General features: G+C 61.4%; 14 protein-coding genes, 1 tRNA gene and 1 pseudogene. 5 read left to right on the top strand and 11 right to left on the bottom strand.

Going from position 1 to position 19,474, the window contains the following annotated elements; translation table 11 throughout:
- The first annotated feature begins 3 nt into the window (after positions 1 to 3).
- Positions 4 to 693, top strand: a complete 690-nt coding sequence (locus ACP7BX_RS19280) for an ABC transporter permease (protein WP_033896924.1) — start codon at positions 4 to 6, stop codon at positions 691 to 693.
- Positions 674 to 1,861: a methyltransferase gene (locus tag ACP7BX_RS19275; protein ID WP_426129468.1), complete on the top strand. Its 1,188-nt coding sequence runs from the start codon at positions 674 to 676 to the stop codon at positions 1,859 to 1,861. Before ACP7BX_RS19280 ends, ACP7BX_RS19275 begins: the two co-directional genes overlap by 20 nt.
- Before the next feature lie 241 nt (positions 1,862 to 2,102).
- Here the strand turns inward: ACP7BX_RS19275 and bcsQ (ACP7BX_RS19270) are convergent, their stop codons facing one another.
- The 10 genes from bcsQ (ACP7BX_RS19270) to bcsQ (ACP7BX_RS19225) form a co-directional block, all read right to left on the bottom strand.
- A complete protein-coding gene (gene bcsQ, locus ACP7BX_RS19270; protein WP_426129470.1) occupies positions 2,103 to 3,014 on the bottom strand; it encodes a cellulose biosynthesis protein BcsQ in 912 nt (303 codons plus the stop codon).
- 176 nt (positions 3,015 to 3,190) lie between these two features.
- Positions 3,191 to 4,315: an alginate O-acetyltransferase AlgX-related protein gene (locus tag ACP7BX_RS19265; protein WP_426129472.1), complete on the bottom strand. Its 1,125-nt coding sequence runs from the start codon at positions 4,313 to 4,315 to the stop codon at positions 3,191 to 3,193.
- A gap of 12 nt (positions 4,316 to 4,327) precedes the next feature.
- Positions 4,328 to 5,743: an MBOAT family O-acyltransferase gene (locus ACP7BX_RS19260; RefSeq protein WP_426129474.1), complete on the bottom strand. Its 1,416-nt coding sequence runs from the start codon at positions 5,741 to 5,743 to the stop codon at positions 4,328 to 4,330.
- Between the two features lie 17 nt (positions 5,744 to 5,760).
- Entirely contained in the window at positions 5,761 to 6,426 is a 666-nt protein-coding gene (locus tag ACP7BX_RS19255) for a cell division protein FtsQ (protein WP_426129476.1), read from the bottom strand.
- Positions 6,426 to 7,091: an SGNH/GDSL hydrolase family protein gene (locus ACP7BX_RS19250; RefSeq protein ID WP_028615346.1), complete on the bottom strand. Its 666-nt coding sequence runs from the start codon at positions 7,089 to 7,091 to the stop codon at positions 6,426 to 6,428. Before ACP7BX_RS19250 ends, ACP7BX_RS19255 begins: the two co-directional genes overlap by 1 nt.
- A 16-nt stretch (positions 7,092 to 7,107) precedes the next feature.
- Positions 7,108 to 10,935, bottom strand: coding sequence for a cellulose synthase subunit BcsC-related outer membrane protein (locus tag ACP7BX_RS19245; protein WP_426129478.1), 3,828 nt, complete (start codon positions 10,933 to 10,935; stop codon positions 7,108 to 7,110).
- Entirely contained in the window at positions 10,917 to 12,113 is a 1,197-nt protein-coding gene (bcsZ, locus tag ACP7BX_RS19240; RefSeq protein WP_426129480.1) for a cellulose synthase complex periplasmic endoglucanase BcsZ, read from the bottom strand. Before bcsZ ends, ACP7BX_RS19245 begins: the two co-directional genes overlap by 19 nt.
- Positions 12,110 to 14,377, bottom strand: a complete 2,268-nt coding sequence (gene bcsB, locus ACP7BX_RS19235; protein ID WP_426129482.1) for a cellulose biosynthesis cyclic di-GMP-binding regulatory protein BcsB — start codon at positions 14,375 to 14,377, stop codon at positions 12,110 to 12,112. Before bcsB ends, bcsZ begins: the two co-directional genes overlap by 4 nt.
- Positions 14,374 to 16,593 carry a UDP-forming cellulose synthase catalytic subunit gene (gene bcsA / locus ACP7BX_RS19230; RefSeq protein ID WP_033896884.1) on the bottom strand — a complete coding sequence of 740 codons (2,220 nt, stop codon included), beginning with the start codon at positions 16,591 to 16,593 and terminating at the stop codon, positions 14,374 to 14,376. Before bcsA ends, bcsB begins: the two co-directional genes overlap by 4 nt.
- A complete protein-coding gene (gene bcsQ, locus ACP7BX_RS19225) occupies positions 16,590 to 17,624 on the bottom strand; it encodes a cellulose biosynthesis protein BcsQ (protein WP_426129484.1) in 1,035 nt (344 codons plus the stop codon). Before bcsQ (ACP7BX_RS19225) ends, bcsA begins: the two co-directional genes overlap by 4 nt.
- A 257-nt stretch (positions 17,625 to 17,881) precedes the next feature.
- On the opposite strand from bcsQ (ACP7BX_RS19225), the gene ACP7BX_RS19220 reads away from it, so the two are divergent.
- Positions 17,882 to 18,187 (top strand): hypothetical protein, encoded by a 306-nt coding sequence (locus ACP7BX_RS19220; RefSeq protein WP_426129486.1) that lies wholly within the window; start codon positions 17,882 to 17,884, stop codon positions 18,185 to 18,187.
- Positions 18,188 to 18,345: 158 nt separating this feature from the next.
- On the opposite strand, the gene ACP7BX_RS19215 is transcribed toward ACP7BX_RS19220, so the two are convergent.
- Positions 18,346 to 18,756 (bottom strand): lipoprotein, encoded by a 411-nt coding sequence (locus ACP7BX_RS19215; RefSeq protein ID WP_033896881.1) that lies wholly within the window; start codon positions 18,754 to 18,756, stop codon positions 18,346 to 18,348.
- A gap of 183 nt (positions 18,757 to 18,939) precedes the next feature.
- On the opposite strand from ACP7BX_RS19215, the gene ACP7BX_RS19210 reads away from it, so the two are divergent.
- A tRNA-Thr gene (locus ACP7BX_RS19210) sits at positions 18,940 to 19,015 on the top strand.
- 249 nt (positions 19,016 to 19,264) lie between these two features.
- Positions 19,265 to 19,410, top strand: a pseudogene (locus tag ACP7BX_RS19205) (DUF3077 domain-containing protein); the annotation flags it as partial.
- Positions 19,411 to 19,474: the final 64 nt, after the last annotated feature.

Here is a 19,474-nt window from a genome sequence, read left to right as displayed (position 1 = left end):
GGCTTGAACTGGGCCGTGATCATCAAGTGGCTGCCAAGATTGGCCCAAGGCGCAACCCTCACGCTGGAGCTCGTGGCCATTGCGGTGATCGCCGGTCTGCTGTTGGCGATCCCGCTGGGTATCGCTCGCTCCTCACGCCGTTGGTACGTGAGCGCCCTGCCCTACGCCTACATTTTCTTCTTCCGTGGCACCCCCTTGCTGGTGCAGTTGTTCCTGGTCTACTACGGCCTGGCGCAGTTCGACACGGTGCGCGAGAGCTTCATGTGGCCCTACCTGCGCGATCCGTTCTGGTGTGCCACCGCCACCATGACCCTGCACACGGCCGCCTACATCGCCGAGATCCTGCGCGGCGCGATCCAGGCTATCCCGCCCGGCGAGATTGAAGCGGCGCGCGCCCTGGGCATGTCCAAGCCGAAGACGCTGTTCTACATCATCCTGCCACGCGCCTCGCGCATCGGCCTGCCGGCTTACAGCAACGAAGTGATCCTGATGCTCAAGGCCAGCGCTCTGGCAAGTACCGTCACCCTTCTGGAGTTGACCGGCATGGCACGGACCATCATCGCCCGTACCTATTTACCGGTGGAGATCTTCTTCGCCGCCGGCCTGTTCTATCTGTTGATGGCTTACATCCTGGTACGGGCCTTCAAGCTGCTGGAACGCTGGCTGCGCGTCGATGCCTGCCAAGGACGCTGAGGCACGCTTCCAGGCACTGGATGCGTTCCTGATCGAGCACCAAGGGCTGTGGAAACCACGGCCCTTTACGCATCGCCAGCTCCCTTGGGAAACCGAGCATCCGGACCTCGCCCAGTGGCTGCGCCAGCGCTCGCTGGCCGATGCCGAGGCCAGTCATAACCAACCCCATGACCTGCTGGCACCGGCACCTTTTCCACAACTCGCTGCGCAAGCTCGCCAGCTCAGCGCTGTGGATAAGTTACCGGTGCAACTCCTCGCACCCGCTCGCCATCGCCTGAACGTCGATGTTCCGGGCCGCAAGTGGGACCAGATCGAAGCCTTCGGCGCCGCACTGCATTTCAAGCAAGTGCCCACACACTGGCTGGACTGGTGTGCAGGCAAAGGCCACCTGGGCCGCCGCCTGCTAGAAGCCGATCAAGCACTGACCTGCCTGGAACACGACCCGGCGCTGATCACCGCAGGCCAAGCCTTGAGCGACCATCACCGCTTGGCGGTCACCCATTGTCTGCAAGACGTGATGGCCGACGTGGCAATCAGTCCCGAACACACGCCCGTTGCCCTGCATGCCTGTGGCGACCTGCATGTACGCCTGCTGCAACTGGCCAGCAAAGCCGGCTGCAAACAGCTGGCGCTGGCGCCTTGCTGCTACAACCGCATCAACGCTCAAACCTACCTGCCACTCTCCAACGCAGGCCGCGCATCACGTCTACAACTGTCGATCGATGACCTCGCTCTGCCGCTGAGCGAAACCGTCACCGCAGGCAAGCGGGTACGCCTGCAAAGGGACTCGTCCATGGCGCGACGCTTGGGCTTCGATCAGTTGCAACGCGAACTTCGTGGCGTCGACGAGTACCTGCCCACGCCCTCTCTGCCCGCGAGCTGGCTGGACAAACCCTTTGCCGACTACTGCCAGGAACTGGCCAACCTCAAAGGGTTATCCACAGGCGATCAGGATTGGGCGGCGCTGGAGGCACACGGCTGGCGCCGCTTGGCACAGGTGAGGAATCTGGAGTTGGTACGTGGTCTGTTTCGGCGCCCACTGGAAATGTGGCTGGTGCTGGATCGAGCATTGTTTCTTGGCGAAAACGGCTACAGGGTCCAGGTAGGCACGTTCTGCGAACCCGCACTGACGCCGCGCAACTTGATGGTGCTTGCCGAGCGCGATTAAGGGGCAAAATGGTCGCAGCACAGCCTGTGGATAACTCTGTTGATGAAATCTTTACGGAGCCTGTAGCTATCTGCGATACAGGTCATAAACCGAGCTGGTCATTTTTTGTTCACAAAATAAAACGCACACAAAACAGGCAGTTGCGGCGTGATGAGAACCGCTCCACAAAATGGCTGTTTAGTGACAGGTGCATCCAACCGATTGTGCATAAGCATCTGGCGTTCAGCGTATAACCAGCGCTTCAGCCGGTTGTTTTTGGCGCCTTCAACAGCCGACAAATATCGTTGATATCGTCAGCTGCCAGCCCCTTCTCCACGCTATCCAACGGGTCGACACCAAAAGCCAGTGCTTCATTGATCGCTATGTCGCGGTGCACTTGCAACGCCGCTTTCCCCAGCCTCTGTGTGAAGGCCTCGACCATGTCCAGGCTGAAGGCGCTCCTTTCATCCACTTGGTTGATGACCACGTGCACTCGAGGCGGGTGCTGAGCCTCAAGATGCGGGGCAAGCAGTACATCCAGATGGTCAAGGGTGCCCAGGCACGCAGCATCGGCCTGCACGATGACCAGCACCACGTCGGCAACGCTCAATGCTTGATGGAAGTAGACGTTGTTACCGGCGGGGGTATCGATGATCACCGTATGCCGTGCGCTCAAGTCCAGAGACGCGAGGTGTTGAGCCAGCCAGTGCGGCTCGTGCTTGAGCCAGCGCTCCAGGCTTTCCTGCTGGGGGATATCGACTTCGCCAAAGGTGATGACCTGGCAACCGGCAAAGCTGAGCTGTTGGAGTTGGCTCCACTGCCCATGCTCCAGGCTGGTGCGCCCGATACCTGGCAATGCAGAGCTGACCCCGAAGTGATGTTGCAAGGCGTTCTGCGGGTCCAGGTCCAGCGCCACGACGGACTCGCCCTGGCGTTGCAGGCCGCTGCTCAAAGCAGTGGCCAGGGTGCTTCGGCCGACACCGCCATTGATCGACACCAGCGCCACCACTTTCGGGCGCAAGGTCATGGCGGGCGCGGGCGTGGCGCTTTCGTTGGCGGCGCGCTCGTCTTGGCTGGGAATGCTGCCGAAGAAATGCAAACGCGACGCCATGCCGCGCTCATCCTGGCAGACATCCTTGCCGAGCAAGGCTAAAAGACCCTCAGTAATGCCCATCACAAACCCCTCATCACGGCGAAGCTCAAAGACGTGAAAAGGTCAGCTGATACGACTGCTTACCGCAGGTCTTTTTGTGGTCGCCCTAGTGCAAGCAGTCTGCTTCAGGCGCGTAAAAGTGTCATTATTTTGATGAGATAGTTGTCTATTTTTTAGACAAACGGCAAATAGTCAAATTACTGACCCATACTGATCACATCGTAGGGCGTTTGCAGATCCCGCTCGGGAATCTCCCAAATCAACAACTTAGGCGGCGTTTGCTTGAACGCCGGGCTTTCAAAATAGGCCTTGGCCGCGCCGGAGAATTCGCCACCGTCTTTGCTGAAATTGCCGACCGGCGCATTCAGGGCCTTCTGCAGGAAGCCAACAAAGTTGGAATTACGCGAAAACGAGGTGCCGATCAGCGCCACATTGGGCAAGCCGGCGTCGCCAAACAGGTCATCGGCATTGCTGGTCGCGCCACCGGTTTCATGGGCGGTGCTGGCCGCGACCGACTCCCCTGGCGGCTGCAACTTGGGCGGTAACCAATCAAGACCTGCCAGGCGCACCAAATCACCAGGACGCACGGCGAGCGGTGCCTGGGTGATGTCGAAGATTTGCTCCGGCGTGGCCTTGATACCGCGCTGCTGGATACGCTGCGCCAGAGCCTGGGCACCGGCGTTGGAGCCAATTTCGCTCCAGTGAGTATCCGTGCGCAGGTAAGCCTCGGCGCCCAGCGGCTTGAGCGTATCGGTCAGGTCCAGCGCGGAAACGCCGGATGCCTGCAACAACCGGGTCCAGTCCTGGATCCGGCTATCGAGCACCGCGGGACGGTACAGGCCACAGCGTTGGGCAGCGGCAATGCGACTCTTGTCCGGCACCACCACCACTTGCAGATCGATACCTTTTTGACCCAGTTGTTTTTGCAGGTCGATCACCGCCTGAGCCTTGGTCTGGGCATTGGCTTCGGCGTGACGGTTGATGCGCAGCTCATCGCTGATAAACAACCAGCCGGGGCACCCCGGACGCACGCGTGGCCCGGTGTCGCCAAACGCCAGCCAGCTACCACCACGCTCCAGGTTCGCGGCCTGGATCGCCATCGGCGCCTTGGCCAGTTCCTTGGCAAAACGGTGAGTGAGGTCGCCGTGCAGCAGCATGTCGCTGTCGACCTTGGCCGGCACATAACTGATCGGTCCCTTTACCATCAGCCAGGCGCAGGACAACAACCCCGCCGCCAAAAAGGGCACCAACACCCAGGCCGCCAGGGGGCTGGTGCGAACGGCCAGGTCGCTCGGTGGAGTCGGCGCGGTAGGAGCAGGCATGGTCGGGCGTCCTTAGAACTGAAAGTACAGAAACGGTACGGCGTCGCGGCTGGCAATCAGCGCAAACGACAACACAAACCCGGCCACCGGCCACAGCGAAGCCGCCACCACGAACCACGGCTGGGTGCCGAAACGCTGTTCGCAACGCACCTGCCAGATCGGCGCGATGATGCACACCAGGCCCAGCAAAGCCGCCATGCCATGGGCCGGGCGCATGGCCACAGCCATCGCGTCACCCAGGCCCATGCCGTGCATCCCGAACTGGCCGGCATACATGGTCAGCGCCGAGTGGAAGTCCGGCGCACGAAACAAGGTCCAGGCCAGGCACACAAACAGCAACGTGAGGCTGTGCGACAGCACCGGCGGAATGCTCGGCAGGCTCGAACGCGACCAAGCGCGGTCAACACACAACGCCACGCCATGGGCCGAACCCCACAACAGGTAGTTCCAGCTGTCACCGCCGTGCCACAACCCGGCAATCGCCATGGTCAGGAAGAGGTTGCGATAGGTACGCCACACGCCGTCACGGTTACCGCCCAAGGCGATGTACAGGTAGTCGCGCAACCAGCTGGACAACGACAGGTGCCAGCGCCGCCAGAAGTCCTGGATGCTGCTGGCCAGGTACGGCCGGTTGAAGTTTTCCGGGAAATGGAAGCCCAGCATCAGGCCCAGGCCGATGGCCATGGCGCTGTAGCCGGCGAAATCGAAGAACAGTTGCAGCGAGTACGCCAGGCAACCGATCCAGGCGTCCACCAGGCTTGGGTTTTCCAGGTGGAAGGCAATGTCCACCAGCGGCGACAAGGTGTCAGCCACCAGCACTTTCATGCCCATGCCGATCATGAAGCGGCGCGCGCCCAGGGAGAAATTCGGCCAATTGAAATAACGCTGGTTCAGCTCGCGGCGGACCCAGTCGTAACGGATGATCGGACCGGCAATCGAATGCCCGAACATCGAGATATAAGTGGCGTAGTTGATGAAGCTGCGCTCCACCGGCACCGTATGACGGTGCACATCCACCAGATAGGAAATCGCCTGCAACACGATGAACGACAGGCCGGCCGGCAAGGCCACGCGCTGCCAGTCGAGCGGCATATAGCCGTACCAGGTGATCACCTCACTCACGGTGCCAGCGACGATGTTGGCGTATTTGTACCAACACAGCACCGCCGTGTTGAACACGATCAACGCAATCAACAGGCGCACCCGGCCTTTGCCATCCTCACGGGAGCGGTCCACCAGCAGGCCGCCGATCCAGGCCACCACGGTCAACACCATGTGCAGGAACAGGAACAACGGGCTCAACCAGCCGTAGAACAACCAGCTGCCGATCAACAGGATGACGTTGCGCCAGCTCGGACGAGCCAGGGCATAGATCAACAGGAAGGCCGGCAGAAACAGCGTGAGGAATTCGAGTGAGGCAAAGACCATGGTGGTGTCGGGCCCGATCAGTTAGCGAGTGCGTCAGAGGCGAACAGCAACTTCGAGCCTGTGTCTGAAGGAACGGCCAAGACGCTGTAGCGCTCGCCCGCCTTGAGGGTAAACGTCAGCGGCTGGCCAACCGGCGCGCCGGCGCATTTGAGCTGCACCGACAGTTCCACCGGGTTGATCATGCGACGCTGCACCGCGCCTTCCGCGACCTTCTTGAACAGCTCGGCCTTTTGCGTCACGGCTTCCAGGCTGGCGTCGGCGCAGGTGGCGTCGGCGTTGATAAAGGCCAGGGAGGCTTTGAGTGCGTTGAAGTCGTCCGGCACTTCGCGCACCACCAATTGGCGCGTGGCGCCCTTGGCATCGACCAGCGCAACCACCGTGGCGAATTCGCCCGGCGCCACTTTCACGGAGAAATCGGTGTTTTTGCCGGCGCTGCTCAACACGCCTTTGATCGGCTTGTCACCGCCGACCACTGGCAAAAAGGCCGACACGGCTTTGTCGCCATTCAACACCAGGCTGGCCTTGGAACCGTCGGCCACCAGCTTCAATTCGCCAGGGGTGCCGTTGGCAAAACGCAGGAACGCTGCGTCTTGCTCCGGGCCGGTCGGGTACAACGGGATGTCGGCGCTGTAGGCGCTGACGCTGGCGAGCAAGGTCGCCAGGCCCAGGGTCATCCGTTTCATTATTTGCTTCCTTTACCGTAGGCCGATGGCGGCAGGTCACCCAAGGCAGTACCGATCGCCTTGGCCCACTTCTGGTAACCGTCGATGGTGAAGTGTTGGCCGTCGGTGGTGATCCACTCGCCCGGTTTGGAGAACGTCAGCGAATCGATGTAGGTGCACGGCGCCACGTTGCTGGCCAGGAACGACGACATCAGCTTGGTGCGGGTGTCATCCTTCTTGTACTGGGAACCGACCTTGCCCCATGGCGGGCCGACCCACACGCATTTGGTGCCGGTGTCGGTGATGGCTTTGGTCAGCGAGGTCACGCTTTTCCAGGCCCAGGCTTTGGGGAACACCGGGTTGGTGTAAGAGCCCATGGTGTCGCCGATGATCAGCACGACCACGTCGGGCTTGTCCTTGGCGATCAGCTCCTGGATCGGCGTGGTGCTCATGGCGTTCTTGCCATAGATCACGGCCTTGCCAGTTGGCGTACGTTCGCCACCGCACTCGACTTTTTTCGGGACAACCCAATCCGCCGCACCGGCACCGCACGCACCGATGGAGTGAACCACCGCGCCTTGCTTGGTGAGGTTGTCTTGCAACGGGTTGAGCAACGAATCGGGAAAGCTCATATGACTTTCGCCCAATACCAGCATGGTTAGGCCGGCAATCGCAGAAACAGGCATGAATGACTCCGATTAATCAGTTGGAATAAGGTGAACGGTACGGGCTGACCGGCAATGGCATAGGCCCGCTCAGGTCTTCGAACAAGTAGCGCAGATAAGCGTTACCGGCGTACTGGCGGTAGTCCTGGGCGTTATCGACACCGATTTCGCCACCCAGGTAGAACCGCGAGCTCAGGCGGTATTCGGCGGCAGCGTTGAAGCTGTAGCCGACGCCGGTTTTGTCCGAGCTTTTGTATTCCTGGGTACCGAGGTCTTTGCGGCCCGGGAAAAAATCCGCGCTATCTTGGCCGATATACTGCACGCCCACCGAACTTTTTACCTGGTAGCTGAAGCGATCAAAGCTCTGCGCCCACCGAATCGGCACGCCCAGGGAGAAGAAGCGCTGCGGGCTGAAGTAGCCGCCGTTGCCGTAGGTGTAGAAGTCCTGGTTCTCCTTGAAGCTCAGCGCCGAACCGCTGATACCCAAGGTCAGGGTGTCACGTGGGTTATTACGCAGGTACCAGTAGATACCGCTGCCCAACTCCATGCGCGTATTGTCGTCAACGTGGTTGCCCATCAGTTGATGCAAGGAGGCGTAGCCGTAAACACCCAATTTCTGGTTGTCGTAGCTCAACTCGCCACGCCCGCCGTTGGCGGTCACGCCGCCCCACTTGTAACCGTCGCCGTCTTTGGAGCCTGCAAAGGAAGTGACGCTGTCGGTGACTGGGCGCCGAGAGATATTTGCACCATAGCGGAAGTTCGAATTGGCCTCGAACGGACGCGACACGCTCACGCCGCCGACGATGGTGTTGTAGAGGAAGCCCAACGGGCTTACGCCGACGTCGGCCTTGAGGCCTTCATCAGGGTTCTCAAAAGCCACGGCCAAGCCAACACCGGTAGCATTCTGGGTCCGTGGTGAGGTGACCTTGCCGCCGCCGAAGCGTGATGCAGCATCATCGCCAACACTACCAGCGCTCAAATGCACCGGCGTCACCCGCAGCGCCACCGTGTTATCGCCCACTGGCATACGCGCTTCAAACGGCGCTTCCACATCGGTGAGTTTGCTCAAGCCTTTCTCGCCGTTGTTGCTGCGCACGCTCAAGCCTTGCACCACATAACCGGTACGGTCACGCAGGATGGTATCCAGCGCACGTCGCGCCGGGCTCAGCTCGGGGCTGTCGACGGAGGCAATGCTCGACGGCGGCACAAACGGGTCGCTCAAGTCGTTGGACGTTGCACTCGCAAAAGCACTGGACGTCACGGACTTGGTTGGCGCATCGATCGGCGGCGGTACGGCGCCAGCAACGGTCAGGTCGGTGACCTGGCGACGCTGGCCCGGCAAGCCTACGAACGGGTTATACGATGTACCTGGAGCACCAGCCGGGGCCACTTGGGTCTTGGCCTTCATGGCGTTTTCAATCGCCAGGGCCTTGCGCAGTAACTCAGCGGCTTCGCTGTTCTTGCCCAGCCCCTGGTAAATACGCGCGGCCGAGGTGAGCGTCTCCGGGTTACCCGGCTCCAGGGCCAGCGCCTTGTCACTGGCGCTTTGCGCCAAGCTGCGGTCATTGCCTTTCAGGGCGATGTCCGCCAGGCCCAGTTGCAGGCGTGCGTTGTTCGGGTTCTGCTGGATCAGCGGCGCGTACAACTCCATCGCCTTCTTGCCGTTGCCACTGGCGGCGTACATCCGCGCCAGTGCGCCGACGCCCAGCGCGTCATTCGGACGCTGGGCCAACGCCGGGGACAGCATGTCATAGGCGGCTACCAGGTCGTTCTTCTCGCGCAGGGCATCCGCCTGTTTGACCCGGTACAGGTAAATCAGGTCGTCATAGCGCTGGCGACCGATTTCGCTCAAAGGCTGGCCTTGCACTTCGCGCAGGATCTCACCCGCCTCGCTGTACTTGTTAGCCTTGAGCAGCACGTTGGCGTACAGCAGTTTCTGGTCGACCGTAGGGTTGGGGTTGTTCTCCACCACCTTCTGCATCATATCGAGGCCGTACTGCGCGGCGCCGACTTCCACATAGGCGGCGGCCAACACCGCCACACGCTCAGGCTTCTGACGGGTCAACGGTTCGGAACGCCCCAGCAATGCCAAGGCTTCAGGGCGCTGGCCACGGCGAGCGGTTTCGATGGCCACGTCGGTCTGCTGGTGCAGCGCGATATCGATCACCAGCTCGTTCATGTCGGCCGTGCGTTGCGCCGTGGGGATACGCCCCAGGGTCGTCTCGGCCTGTTTCCATTCGCTCAGTTGCGCCGACAACAGGGTGCTGGTGTACAGCGCGTCCGGCTGGTTGGGCTGAGTCTTGAGCAAGCCGTCGATCAACGCACGGGCATTGCGGATCTGGCCGTCGCGCAGGTACATGCGCGCCAGGGCAAAGCGGGTCCATGGGTTTTCAGGGTCAGCGTCGAGAGCCTGGCGGTAGGCCGCTTGTGCGCCTTTCACGTCACCGCGTTGCTCCGCCAGTTTACCGACCTGGGTCGCACGCAATGCGTTGATTTTCACGCTCGGCGCGAACTTGGCGCGCTGCGCCGGTGACACCGAGTCGATCAGCTTCAAGGCCTCATCCGGTTGACCCGACTGGGACAACACGTTGATCAAGCCACTCAAGGCATCCGGGTCACCGGGATGACGGGCCAACACCTTGCGGTAGCCGGCTTCGGCTTCTTCGAACTGGTTGTCCTGAGACTGGAAACCCGCCAACGCGACCGCCGCGCCAGGCTGGCCTGGGTTCAGGCGCTCGGCCTGGGCCACCAGGTCACGAGCCTGGGCGCTGCGGCCGGCGCGTTGGGCGTCGCGGCTCTGGCTGATCAGGTTCCAGTAGCGCACGTCGTTCAGGGCCGACTGCCACGCGGCACCACCGGGCAAACGGATAGCCTGGACGAGGTAGTTTTCGGCTTCGCTGTAACGTTCCTGCTGTTGACGCAATACGCCCATGCCACCGAGGGCATCGACGTCATTGGATTTTTGCGCAAGGCGCGCGGCCAGCAGTGGCTCGGCGGTTTTCAGGTCGCCGTCATCCAGCGCCTTGAAGGCCTTGGTCATCTGCGGGTCACGCTGCCAGGTACCGCCGCCTTTGCCTTGGGCAATGCCCTTGTTCATCAGCGCGCGAATCTCGGCGTCATCCGGGTGCACGGTGAGGAACTGCTGGAACAGCGACACCTGGTCCGGCTTCGGCGGGCCGAGCCAGATCAGTGCGAAGCGCCAGGTTTCATCGGCGTTGCCGCCCACGTCGTTGTTCGGCGCCAGTTTGGCGAGGGCACGAATGCCGTCAGGCCGCGTGGCCGGGTTGCGCGCCAGGTGCTTGGCGAGGAACAACGCAACGATCGGATCGTTCGGCCGTTCACGGGACAAACGCTGCAAGCCGGCGATGGCTTCGCTGGTGCCCTTGGCCGTGAAGCCCAAGGTGTTGTAGTACTCACGGGCGATCAGGCCCTGGGGTTGGCGGCCCTGGAAAACCTGGCGGTACAAGGCCACGGCCTTTTCGCGCTCGTCGTCGGGCTCACCCAACTCACGGGCCTGCTCCAGCAACTTGGCGTTGTCCGGCACGGCCACGGTGATGTCCTGCTCCAGCTGCAACGCCTGGCGCGGCACCGGGCTCAGCGCCTGCAAACGGGCCAGGTACTTTTGCGCTTCGGCCGGACGGTTCTGTTGCACCTGGATCAAGCCGATGCCGTACAGCGCATCCGGTTGCTCGGGGCTCAGGCTCAAGAGTTTCTGCCAGGTTTCCAGCGCGCGTTCAGGGTTCTTTTTCGACTGCCAGTAGTAACCCTGCTCGATCAGCAGGGCCTGCGGGTCGCTGGTTTCAGCGACGCTGGCCGTCGAGACCAGGGCGGCGAGAATCGCAATGGCTAGCGTGTGACGGCGCATGCGGCCTCCCAGGATAATTTGACCGTGCCGTCTTGTTCAAAACGGTACTTCTGATCGGCAAAGCCCTGGCTGAACAGGCTGAGCATGTAGTCGTAGTAGATCGGCTGCGCACTCTCGGGTGCCGAAGGCGCCAGGGCCTTGGCGAGCGCGTCGTCGACCTTGGTCTTTTGCAGCTGCGCCAGGGCGGTTTCGCCGCGGGCCTGGAAGAAGGCAATGGTCGATGCGGAGAAACCCATCGGCGTGTAGCCGTTGTTTTTCTCGGCTTCGCCGGTCAGCACGTGGATTTTTTCCGGCGGGAAGCCGGTGACCGAGGCAGCCGTGGCGCGGGACATACCGCCCAGCGACTTGAGCATCGCCGCCGCCAATGGATCGCCTTTGGCGGTCATGCCGGCCCACATGTAGGTGCGGATCGCGTCGTAGCTGCCCAGGTCATCGGAGAACGGGTCGACCACAAACAGCCCGGCGTTGGCGCTGGTCGCGCGATAACCGACCCAGTTGGCCGCGAGGCCGTGAGGGTTGCTGGCGGTATCGGCGAGCATGCGCGCGTTGCTTTCAGCCACTTCGTTCCAACCGGCGTTCGGGCGTTCTTTCTGGAAGCGACGCAGTTGTGCAAGCACCTGGTAGCTCGGATTGAAACGCCACAAACCGCCCGGATGCACGTAGCCCACCGGCCCCGGCAACAGCATCTTGCCCAGACCGGGCACGCGCACGATCAGGTTGCGTTCGACGTTGGCCAACAACAACTGCGCGTCGGCGCGGTACTGCGGGGCATTCCACACGCGCGCCGCTTCGAGCAAGGCGTAAGCCATCCACAAATCAGCGTCGCTGGCGGAGTTCGGGTCGATTACGCCCCAGGTGTTATCGGCTTTTTTGCCCCACAGCCAACCCGGCAGGTTCTGGCCGATGTCGGAGCCCGACATGTTGGCCTTGGTCCAGGTCCACAGCTTGTCGAAGCTCGCACGGTCATTACCGACCAGCGCAAAGAACATCGCGTAGGACTGCCCTTCCGAACTGCTCTCGGTGGGTTTCATCGACGAGTTCAACACTCGCCCATCGTCCTGCACAAAGCGCTTGGCGTAGTTCTGCCACAGCGGCCAGTCACAGGTTTGCGCCTGCGCGCTACCGGCAAACATCACCGCGCCCAGTGCGGCCAGGGCCATGCTCTTGAGCGGGCTCATGCCAACCGCCGTTTTGCACGTGCGCGCAGCGACAGATAGATAAGGCTGGTCACCACCGCCAGGCCGAGGAAGGTGATCAACAGCATCCAACCCAGGTTCTGCGACAGTTGCCACTGCATGAATTTGAAGTAGTTGAGCTTGCCGACGTAGTACTGCTCGTCACCTACCAGCGAACTTATTTGTGTGCCCTGCACCACGGCCAGGCTGCCCTGGATCGAGTCTTTGTAGTCGTCACCGCCAATCAGCGCCGAGGTGGCTTCCAGCAGGCCCTGCGGCTGGTTGCTGGCGATCAGCACCACACTGCGACCGCTCTTGAGCGGCGATTGGAAGCCCGCCAGCCAAGTACTGTTGCTCAGGCCCTTGAAGGTAATGCCGGCATTGGCCGGATGCTGGTTGCCCGCCGGGTCCGGGCTGACCCAGCTACGGACATAACGTGGCAGGTCAGACAGCAGGAACTGGTGCTGCTCACCATCGCTGGTAGCCGGCAGGTATTGCTGCCACTGCTTGAGCAGCGGTTGGTTGGCCGCGGTGGCGAGCACCAGCAGGTCTTTGTCGGCAACGCTTTGCACGTCCTTGGCCTGCACCACTTTGACGGCGGTGGCCGGGTAGCCGGTGGCTTCGCCGAAGCGGCCCATCACGGTCAGGTAGGCGGTCAACTCGTCGGTGCCGAAGTTGTCGGGCATGACCACGGCGGATTCCGACAAGTCAGCCAGGCGGGTGAACGGGAAGCCGGAGTCGTTGAACACGCCCAGGTTCGGCATGGCGATGTAATGCTGGTAGCCGGTGACGTCGAGGGTCGAATCCGGGTCGACTGAACCGCGCATGTTGTCGACGATGATGTCCCGGCATTCGCCTTCTTTGATGTAGTCGTACATGAAGCGCAGTTGCAGCTTGGACTTGGGCGATGCCGAGCTGATCGGCAACAGCGTCGTCACTTCGCGCGGCAGGCTTTCGTCTTTCTTCAACTGGTCGAGCAGGGTCTGGCCGCCGCCCAGGTTGGTCACCGACGGCAAGGCCACGGACTTCATGAATTGATCATTCAGGCCGATCAGCAGCGACGAGTTGGTCGATACCTGCTGCGGCGTGTAGCGGTATTTGAGCTTGAGCGGCACGCCCTCTTCACGCCAGTTGAACAGGTCTGGCGGCAGGCGCATGTCGACGCTGATCGCGCCTGGGTTGTAGCCCGACACGCTGAGTTTCTGCTGCTCGATCAACTCGCCCAGGCGCACCGGGCGGTTGCTTGGCAGCCAGTTTGGCGCGTCGTACGGACGGCGCGGTGCCAGGGTGTCGAGCTTGGTGATGACCACGCTGTTGCCGGCCAATACCGGGTTACCCAGCACGACCGCGTTAGCGGCGCGCTTGAGTTCTTCGCCGTCACGCCCGGTGACGATCAGCAGTTTGCCGTTGACGTCATTGGGGTTGGCGATGAGGGTCAGGGTCGGGCCGGTCGGCTTGGCGACCGCAACACCGTGCACGTCCAGCGCATCGGCGGTTTGCACCAACACGATGGCGTTGCCTTTGGCCGGCAGCTCGCCGAGGGTGGTCGGGAACGTCGCGCCCCGGTAGCTGGCGAGGCCGCCGATCCATGAAGACAAGGCACCGGCCGCTTCCAGCGCGGCGCTGTCGGGCGCAGTGGCGAACACGAACGGCAGGCTGACCTGGCGCGCGTCACGCTTGTCGAAGAACGGCAGCGGCAGCACGGCCAGGTCGTCCTTGAGCACGATCGGCTCGACCTGCACTTTGAGCTCGCTGCTGTTGCTGATCTTGGCCCATAGGCTGCTGTGCAGCGGGTCTTCGCAGGACATGGTGTAGTGGCCGATGAACTGCAGGCTCAAGCGGTTGAACTCGGTGATCAGCTTCGGCGGAAGCTGCACCAGTTGCTCTTGCTGGATGCCCGCGCCTTCTTTGGGCAGCGCCAGGCTGGCGGCGACTTCGCCGTTGACCAACACGTTGATCTGCGACAGGTCGGCCAGCAGCGCCGGCGAGTAGCTGTATTTGAGCAGCAGTTGCGCGCCCTTCACCACTTCATCGGCACGGATATCAAAGTTGACGCTGTCGGACGACTCCACGCCTTGCAGGTTCATGGTGTCGCGGCGGCCCAGCTGCTTGAGGGTCAGGCTGTAGCCGTTATCGGTGCTTTGCACCGGCACGGTGGCAACCGCTTGCTCGGCAGCTTGCGCCAGGGTGTTGAGGCCCATCAGCGAGGCGATCATCAGCGCGAGTGCACGGCGCGGATGAGGGCGAGCGAATATCTTCGAGGTCATGGCTTGTCCATCAGCGTATCTAGCGGTTTTGTGGGGGTGCGGCTCAAGGCCAGACGCAGTTCGTGTAGGGTGGCGCGGCCCAGGGTGAACAAGCCGCCGATGCCGATGGAGCCCACTTCACGCAGGGCCGCCAGCGGTGTATCCGGCTGGCCGGCGCCCCAGCTCGCGGCCCAGGTATCGGCGCGGGAGAAGGTCAGGCGAACCAACTCGCTTTGCTGGCGCAGACTGAGGGGCTCGAACTGGGCACCGATCTGCGCGCCCTTGCTGAACACCACGCGGGCATCGAACAGGCTGTCCTGGCCGTTGCGTGACAGCACCAATTGCACGCGCTCACCCTGGGTGATCGAGTGACCATCGGAGAGCATCAAGCCGAAGCCGTTTTGCGAGAAATCTTGAGTCGTGCCTTCAAGCACACGGCCGTCAGCACAAATGATGCTCACCGGCAGCTTGGCGCTGACACGCGGCTCGGAACGCACTTGGCGCGCTTCCGAAGCCACGGCCACGGCGGCGCTGGTGATGATCAGGTTGTAGAGGGTCCAGGTCAGGTTGATCGCTACCGTCACGGCAGTGGACGCATCGCCCCAGATCAACTGATGGATACCGAAGCCCAGGCCGACCAGATTCACTGCCAGCAACACCAGGTACGGGCGCGCGAGTTTCCAGTCGAAGAACTGCTTGTCGATGATGCCGCCCTTGTCGGTCACGTTGAAGCCACCGGCCTTGGGGTTGACCAACGCCACCAGCACCGGCGGCAGGATGTACCAGGCCAGTACCGTCTCGTACACCTCGTTCCAGAACGAGTGACGGAAACGCCCCTGGATCCGGGAGTTGGTAAGGCTCGAGTGCACCAAGTGCGGCAACACGTAGGCAACGATCATCAGCGCCGACGCGTGGAAAATCTCCGCCCCGAACACCAGATAAGCCAACGGCGCGGTCAGGAACACCAGGCGCGGCAAACCATAGAAGAAGTGCAGCATGGCGTTGGCGTAGCAGATGCGCTGGCCCCACTTGAGGCCTTTGCCCAGCAGCGGATTGTCGGTGCGGAAGATCTGCGCCATGCCCCGCGCCCAGCGAATCCGCTGGTTGATGTGGCGCGACAGGCTTTCGGTGGCCAGGCCCGCGGCTTGCGGGATGGCCAGGTAAGCGGTGTTGTAGCCCAGGCGGTTGAGCTTGAGCGCGGTGTGGGCGTCTTCGGTCACGGTCTCGACGGCTACGCCGCCGATTTCCAGCAGCGGTTTACGGCGGATGACCGCACAGGAGCCGCAGAAGAAGGTGGCGTTCCACAGGTCGTTGCCGTCCTGCACCAGGCCGTAGAACAGCTCGCCCTCATTGGGCACGGCGCGGAAGGTATCGAGGTTCTTTTCGAACGGGTCTGGCGAGAAGAAGAAGTGCGGCGTTTGCAGCATCGCCAGCTTCGGGTCTTTGAGGAACCAGCCCAGGCTCACTTGCAGGAAGGAGCGCGTTGGCACGTGGTCGGCATCGAACAGGGCGATGTATTCACCGTCGGTGACCTTCAACGCTTCGTTGAGGTTACCGGCCTTGGCGTGGAAGTTGTTGTCGCGGCGAATGTAGTTCACGCCGACCTTGCGGCAGAAGTCACGGAAGTCGTCGCGGCGGCCATCGTCCAGCACGTGGACGCGCAGCTTGTCCTTGGGCCAGTCCATTGCCTGGGCGGCGAAGATGGTCAGTTTTACGATGCTCAGCGCTTCGTTATACGTGGGGATGAACACGTCGACCGTCGGCCATTCTTCGGGCTCGGTCTTCAACCACACCGGCGTACGGCGCAGCGGCCAGGCGGTTTGTACGTAGCCGAAGATCAGAACGATCAGGGCGTAGAACTCGGCGGCGACCAGGCCGTAGCCGAAGAACATGTCGATCCAGGTCTCGAACCCGAGGGTGGAGGTGAGCCGCCAGAACATGTAGCGCAACGACGCCACCAGTGACAACACCACCAGCGCGAGGATCGCCAGGCGTCCGGGAATTTTGCGCAGCACCAGCACCGCCAGGAAGCACACGCCGGCAAACAGGCACTGGCTGTAGAGGTCGAGCGGTGCGCTGATAATGCCCAGCAACAACAGGGCGCCGAGCACGCAACTGGCAACAACCAGCACCGTACGCAGCGCCGCAGGCCACCGATTGAAGCGCGCAATCGCGCCATTTAGGCGCTGTTCAGCGCGCCCTTCGACGAAGGGCGTGGAGGACGTATTGTCGGTCATGGGAGGTCCGAGTCGATGCGTTCGAGCAAGGTGCGGCACAGGGCGTGGACGTCCTGGCTGCCGATACTGTTGACGGTGGGGTCGAGGGGATCGCGACCGTAGGCTTGGGCTTCACTGAACGCGGGATCGCGGTGGACCGTGCCCAGCAGGGCAGCACCCAGGCGGGTCTTGAACACCTCGACCATGTCCAGGCTGAAGCGGTGGGCAGCGTCCAACTGGTTGATCACGTAGAAGCGCTGTGGCGGTTTTTCGCGGTTGAAGTACGGCGCAAGCACACTGTCCATCTGGTCGAGGGTGCTGAACGAGGCCACATCCGGCTGCACGACGACCAGCACCGCATCGGCCACCGACATGGCCTGGCCGAGGTACACGGTATTGCCGGCCGGGACGTCGATGATCACGGTGTCCTGGCCATTCAATTTAAGGTCAGCCAAGCGTTGGCCCAGCCACTCGCTATCCTGACCCAGCCAACGGTTCAGACTCTGCTGCTGCTCGTGGTCGGTGCTACCAAACGCCACCAGGCGGCAACCGGCAAAGCCGCGTTCAGGCAGGGTTTCCCAGCTTTCATTGAGCAAACTGTTCGCGCTGAGGCCAGGCATGTCGAGGCCCAGGCACAGGTGGTGACGCAAGGCGTTCTGCGGGTCCAGGTCCAGGGCGAGCGCCGGGCGGCCCTGGCGCTGCAAGCCGCTGGCAATCGCAGCGGTCAGGGTGCTGCGGCCGACGCCGCCTTTGACCGAGACAACCACCACGACGTTGGGGCTCGATTGCTCCGAATACACTTCGCCGTCACGCCCCTCCACCACTTCGGGCGGCTGCAGGTGGTCGGCTTCGCCTTGGCTCAGCTCTTCCAGCAGACGCAACAGGGGAGCTGACGGCGCTTCAATTTCAGGCAGGGCTTGAGTCGCGACGGGGGCTTCCAAGACCTCTACATCGTCCTCGATGAAATCATGGACAAAGTCGATCTCGCGGTAGCCACTCGGGTTGGCACCCAGCTTGTTGAATAGTTTTGAAATGTCATCTGCTCGACTCACTCACTGCCCCTCCCCACCTGTTTGCGCTTTAAAGGCGATAAAAAGGTCAGCAATAGGCTGACCTTGTATTTTTCTAGTTATGTGGTGTCGGGCGCATTCTGTGATATCACATTGATGGTGTCAGTATTTTGATGCTTTTAGTTCAATTTAATCCGACGAACGGCGTGGCGCCATTTTTATGACTTTTTTGTGATAAAAATTGCATTCGTTGTAAGAACATGAACTTGCACTGTTAATTCGCGAAAATTGTTGTCCAGATGGACAAGAACGGCGCAAAACTGACACACCCATCAACAAATATTCGATTGCCCAACATTGTCTCGAAAAATTGCCTACATGAAACCGCGATTAGCCTGACGGTTTATATCGCGCCACAGAATACGGAAACCTCACCTGTATTCAAGGGAAAACCAGCCGAGCGGTTGATCCAAATCGCCCGCGAAGCCACGGCCCGTGTGTCGGTGCGTACAGGCACCGGCTCGCTGGACAGCGAAGCAAAACCCGCGCCGCATGACTCCACCAGGGCACTTAATCTGCTAAGCCCGGAGGATACCGCCCGTTAACTAAACCAAATTGATCGCAGTCAGCCTGTAGGCTTTTGCTGCAAATGCAGGCAGAAATGGGTAATGGACTACAAGAAGTTCGGGAAGAACTGTGGGAAGAGGCGTTGATACCTATAACAACCGGGCACCCGAGCGCCCGGTTTTGGAGCGTGCCAGCCTTATTGGCGCACGCGGCGCTCGGTGAACGCGTAGTCATCCTGGCAATCGCTGGTAGGGTCCGACGACACGCTCACATAGTGAACGGTGTCGGCGTCGAGCAGCTTGTAGGTGTACACATCCGGCGAACGTACGCCGTCCGTGCGCAACTCATTCTTGCCATTGGCCGCTGACCATGAACCCTGCTCGGTCTGGATCACCTGGGTCTGCTGCGCATCGCGGTAGAAGGTAATGACGAAGCGCCCGTCAGGCTTGAGATTATTGGTCCACGACAGGAACTGGCATTTGCCGGTTTCGGTACGCAAGCCTTTCCAAGTACCGACCAGGGCAGGGTCATTACCGGGCTTATTGGAGGAACACGCGCTGAGCGCGGCAGTGAGGAGGATGAGGGACAGGGAGAGAGTCCGTTTCACGTGGGGCTTCCTTTGGATGGGATGAGATTGCACCGGGTTTGACCCTTCGGCGGCTTAGGAAGAATCCTACCCTTGCTGATCGGAAAAAGGGGCGCGGATGAAAAAACCTTGGGTTCTGCAAAAATAGTCAGAATTCAGGGGTTTACAGAACCTTGCCAATCGCTATAATCGTCGCCCTAACACGCCGGTATAGCTCAGTTGGTAGAGCAACTGACTTGTAATCAGTAGGTCCCGGGTTCGACTCCTGGTGCCGGCACCATATCTCGAAGCCCCGCAATGCGGGGCTTTGTGGTTTCTGGGGTTTGGAAAACGCGAGAAACTCTGGGCGTCGTTTCCTGAAAATGCCCACTAAACGTCCACGCTCAAAACACTACCCTGCTTTTTTTCGCATCCATCCCCTCAGCATCCCCGATTGCCCCCCGTTCCACCATCCCCTCCCTTCCATCGCTGCCAATTCAGCGATCGGGCCAGAGAACCCGGCAAGATGCAGGCGCACCAAGCGCCCCTAGACCCGTATGCCTGGGCGTCGCATTACTTGCAGGAGATGAGCAAGGCGGTGATTGATGTGTGGTGAAGGTGTTGGGGTCAACCGGCACTACCAGGCAGCAGCCCCCACCTGAAGAGCCCCACCCTGAGAGGGCCGGGGCTAGGTAAGGGATCCCCCGATTTGTCACCCGCCCATTCCCGCTGTTTACTCCACCATCAACAGCCCCACCCT

This window comes from Pseudomonas sp. DWP3-1-3b3 (assembly GCF_049896305.1).
Taxonomy (GTDB): Bacteria; Pseudomonadota; Gammaproteobacteria; order Pseudomonadales; family Pseudomonadaceae; genus Aquipseudomonas; species Aquipseudomonas azotoformans_A.
Note: the sequence above shows the minus strand (reverse complement) of the source record. Positions and strands in the feature narration are given on the sequence as shown.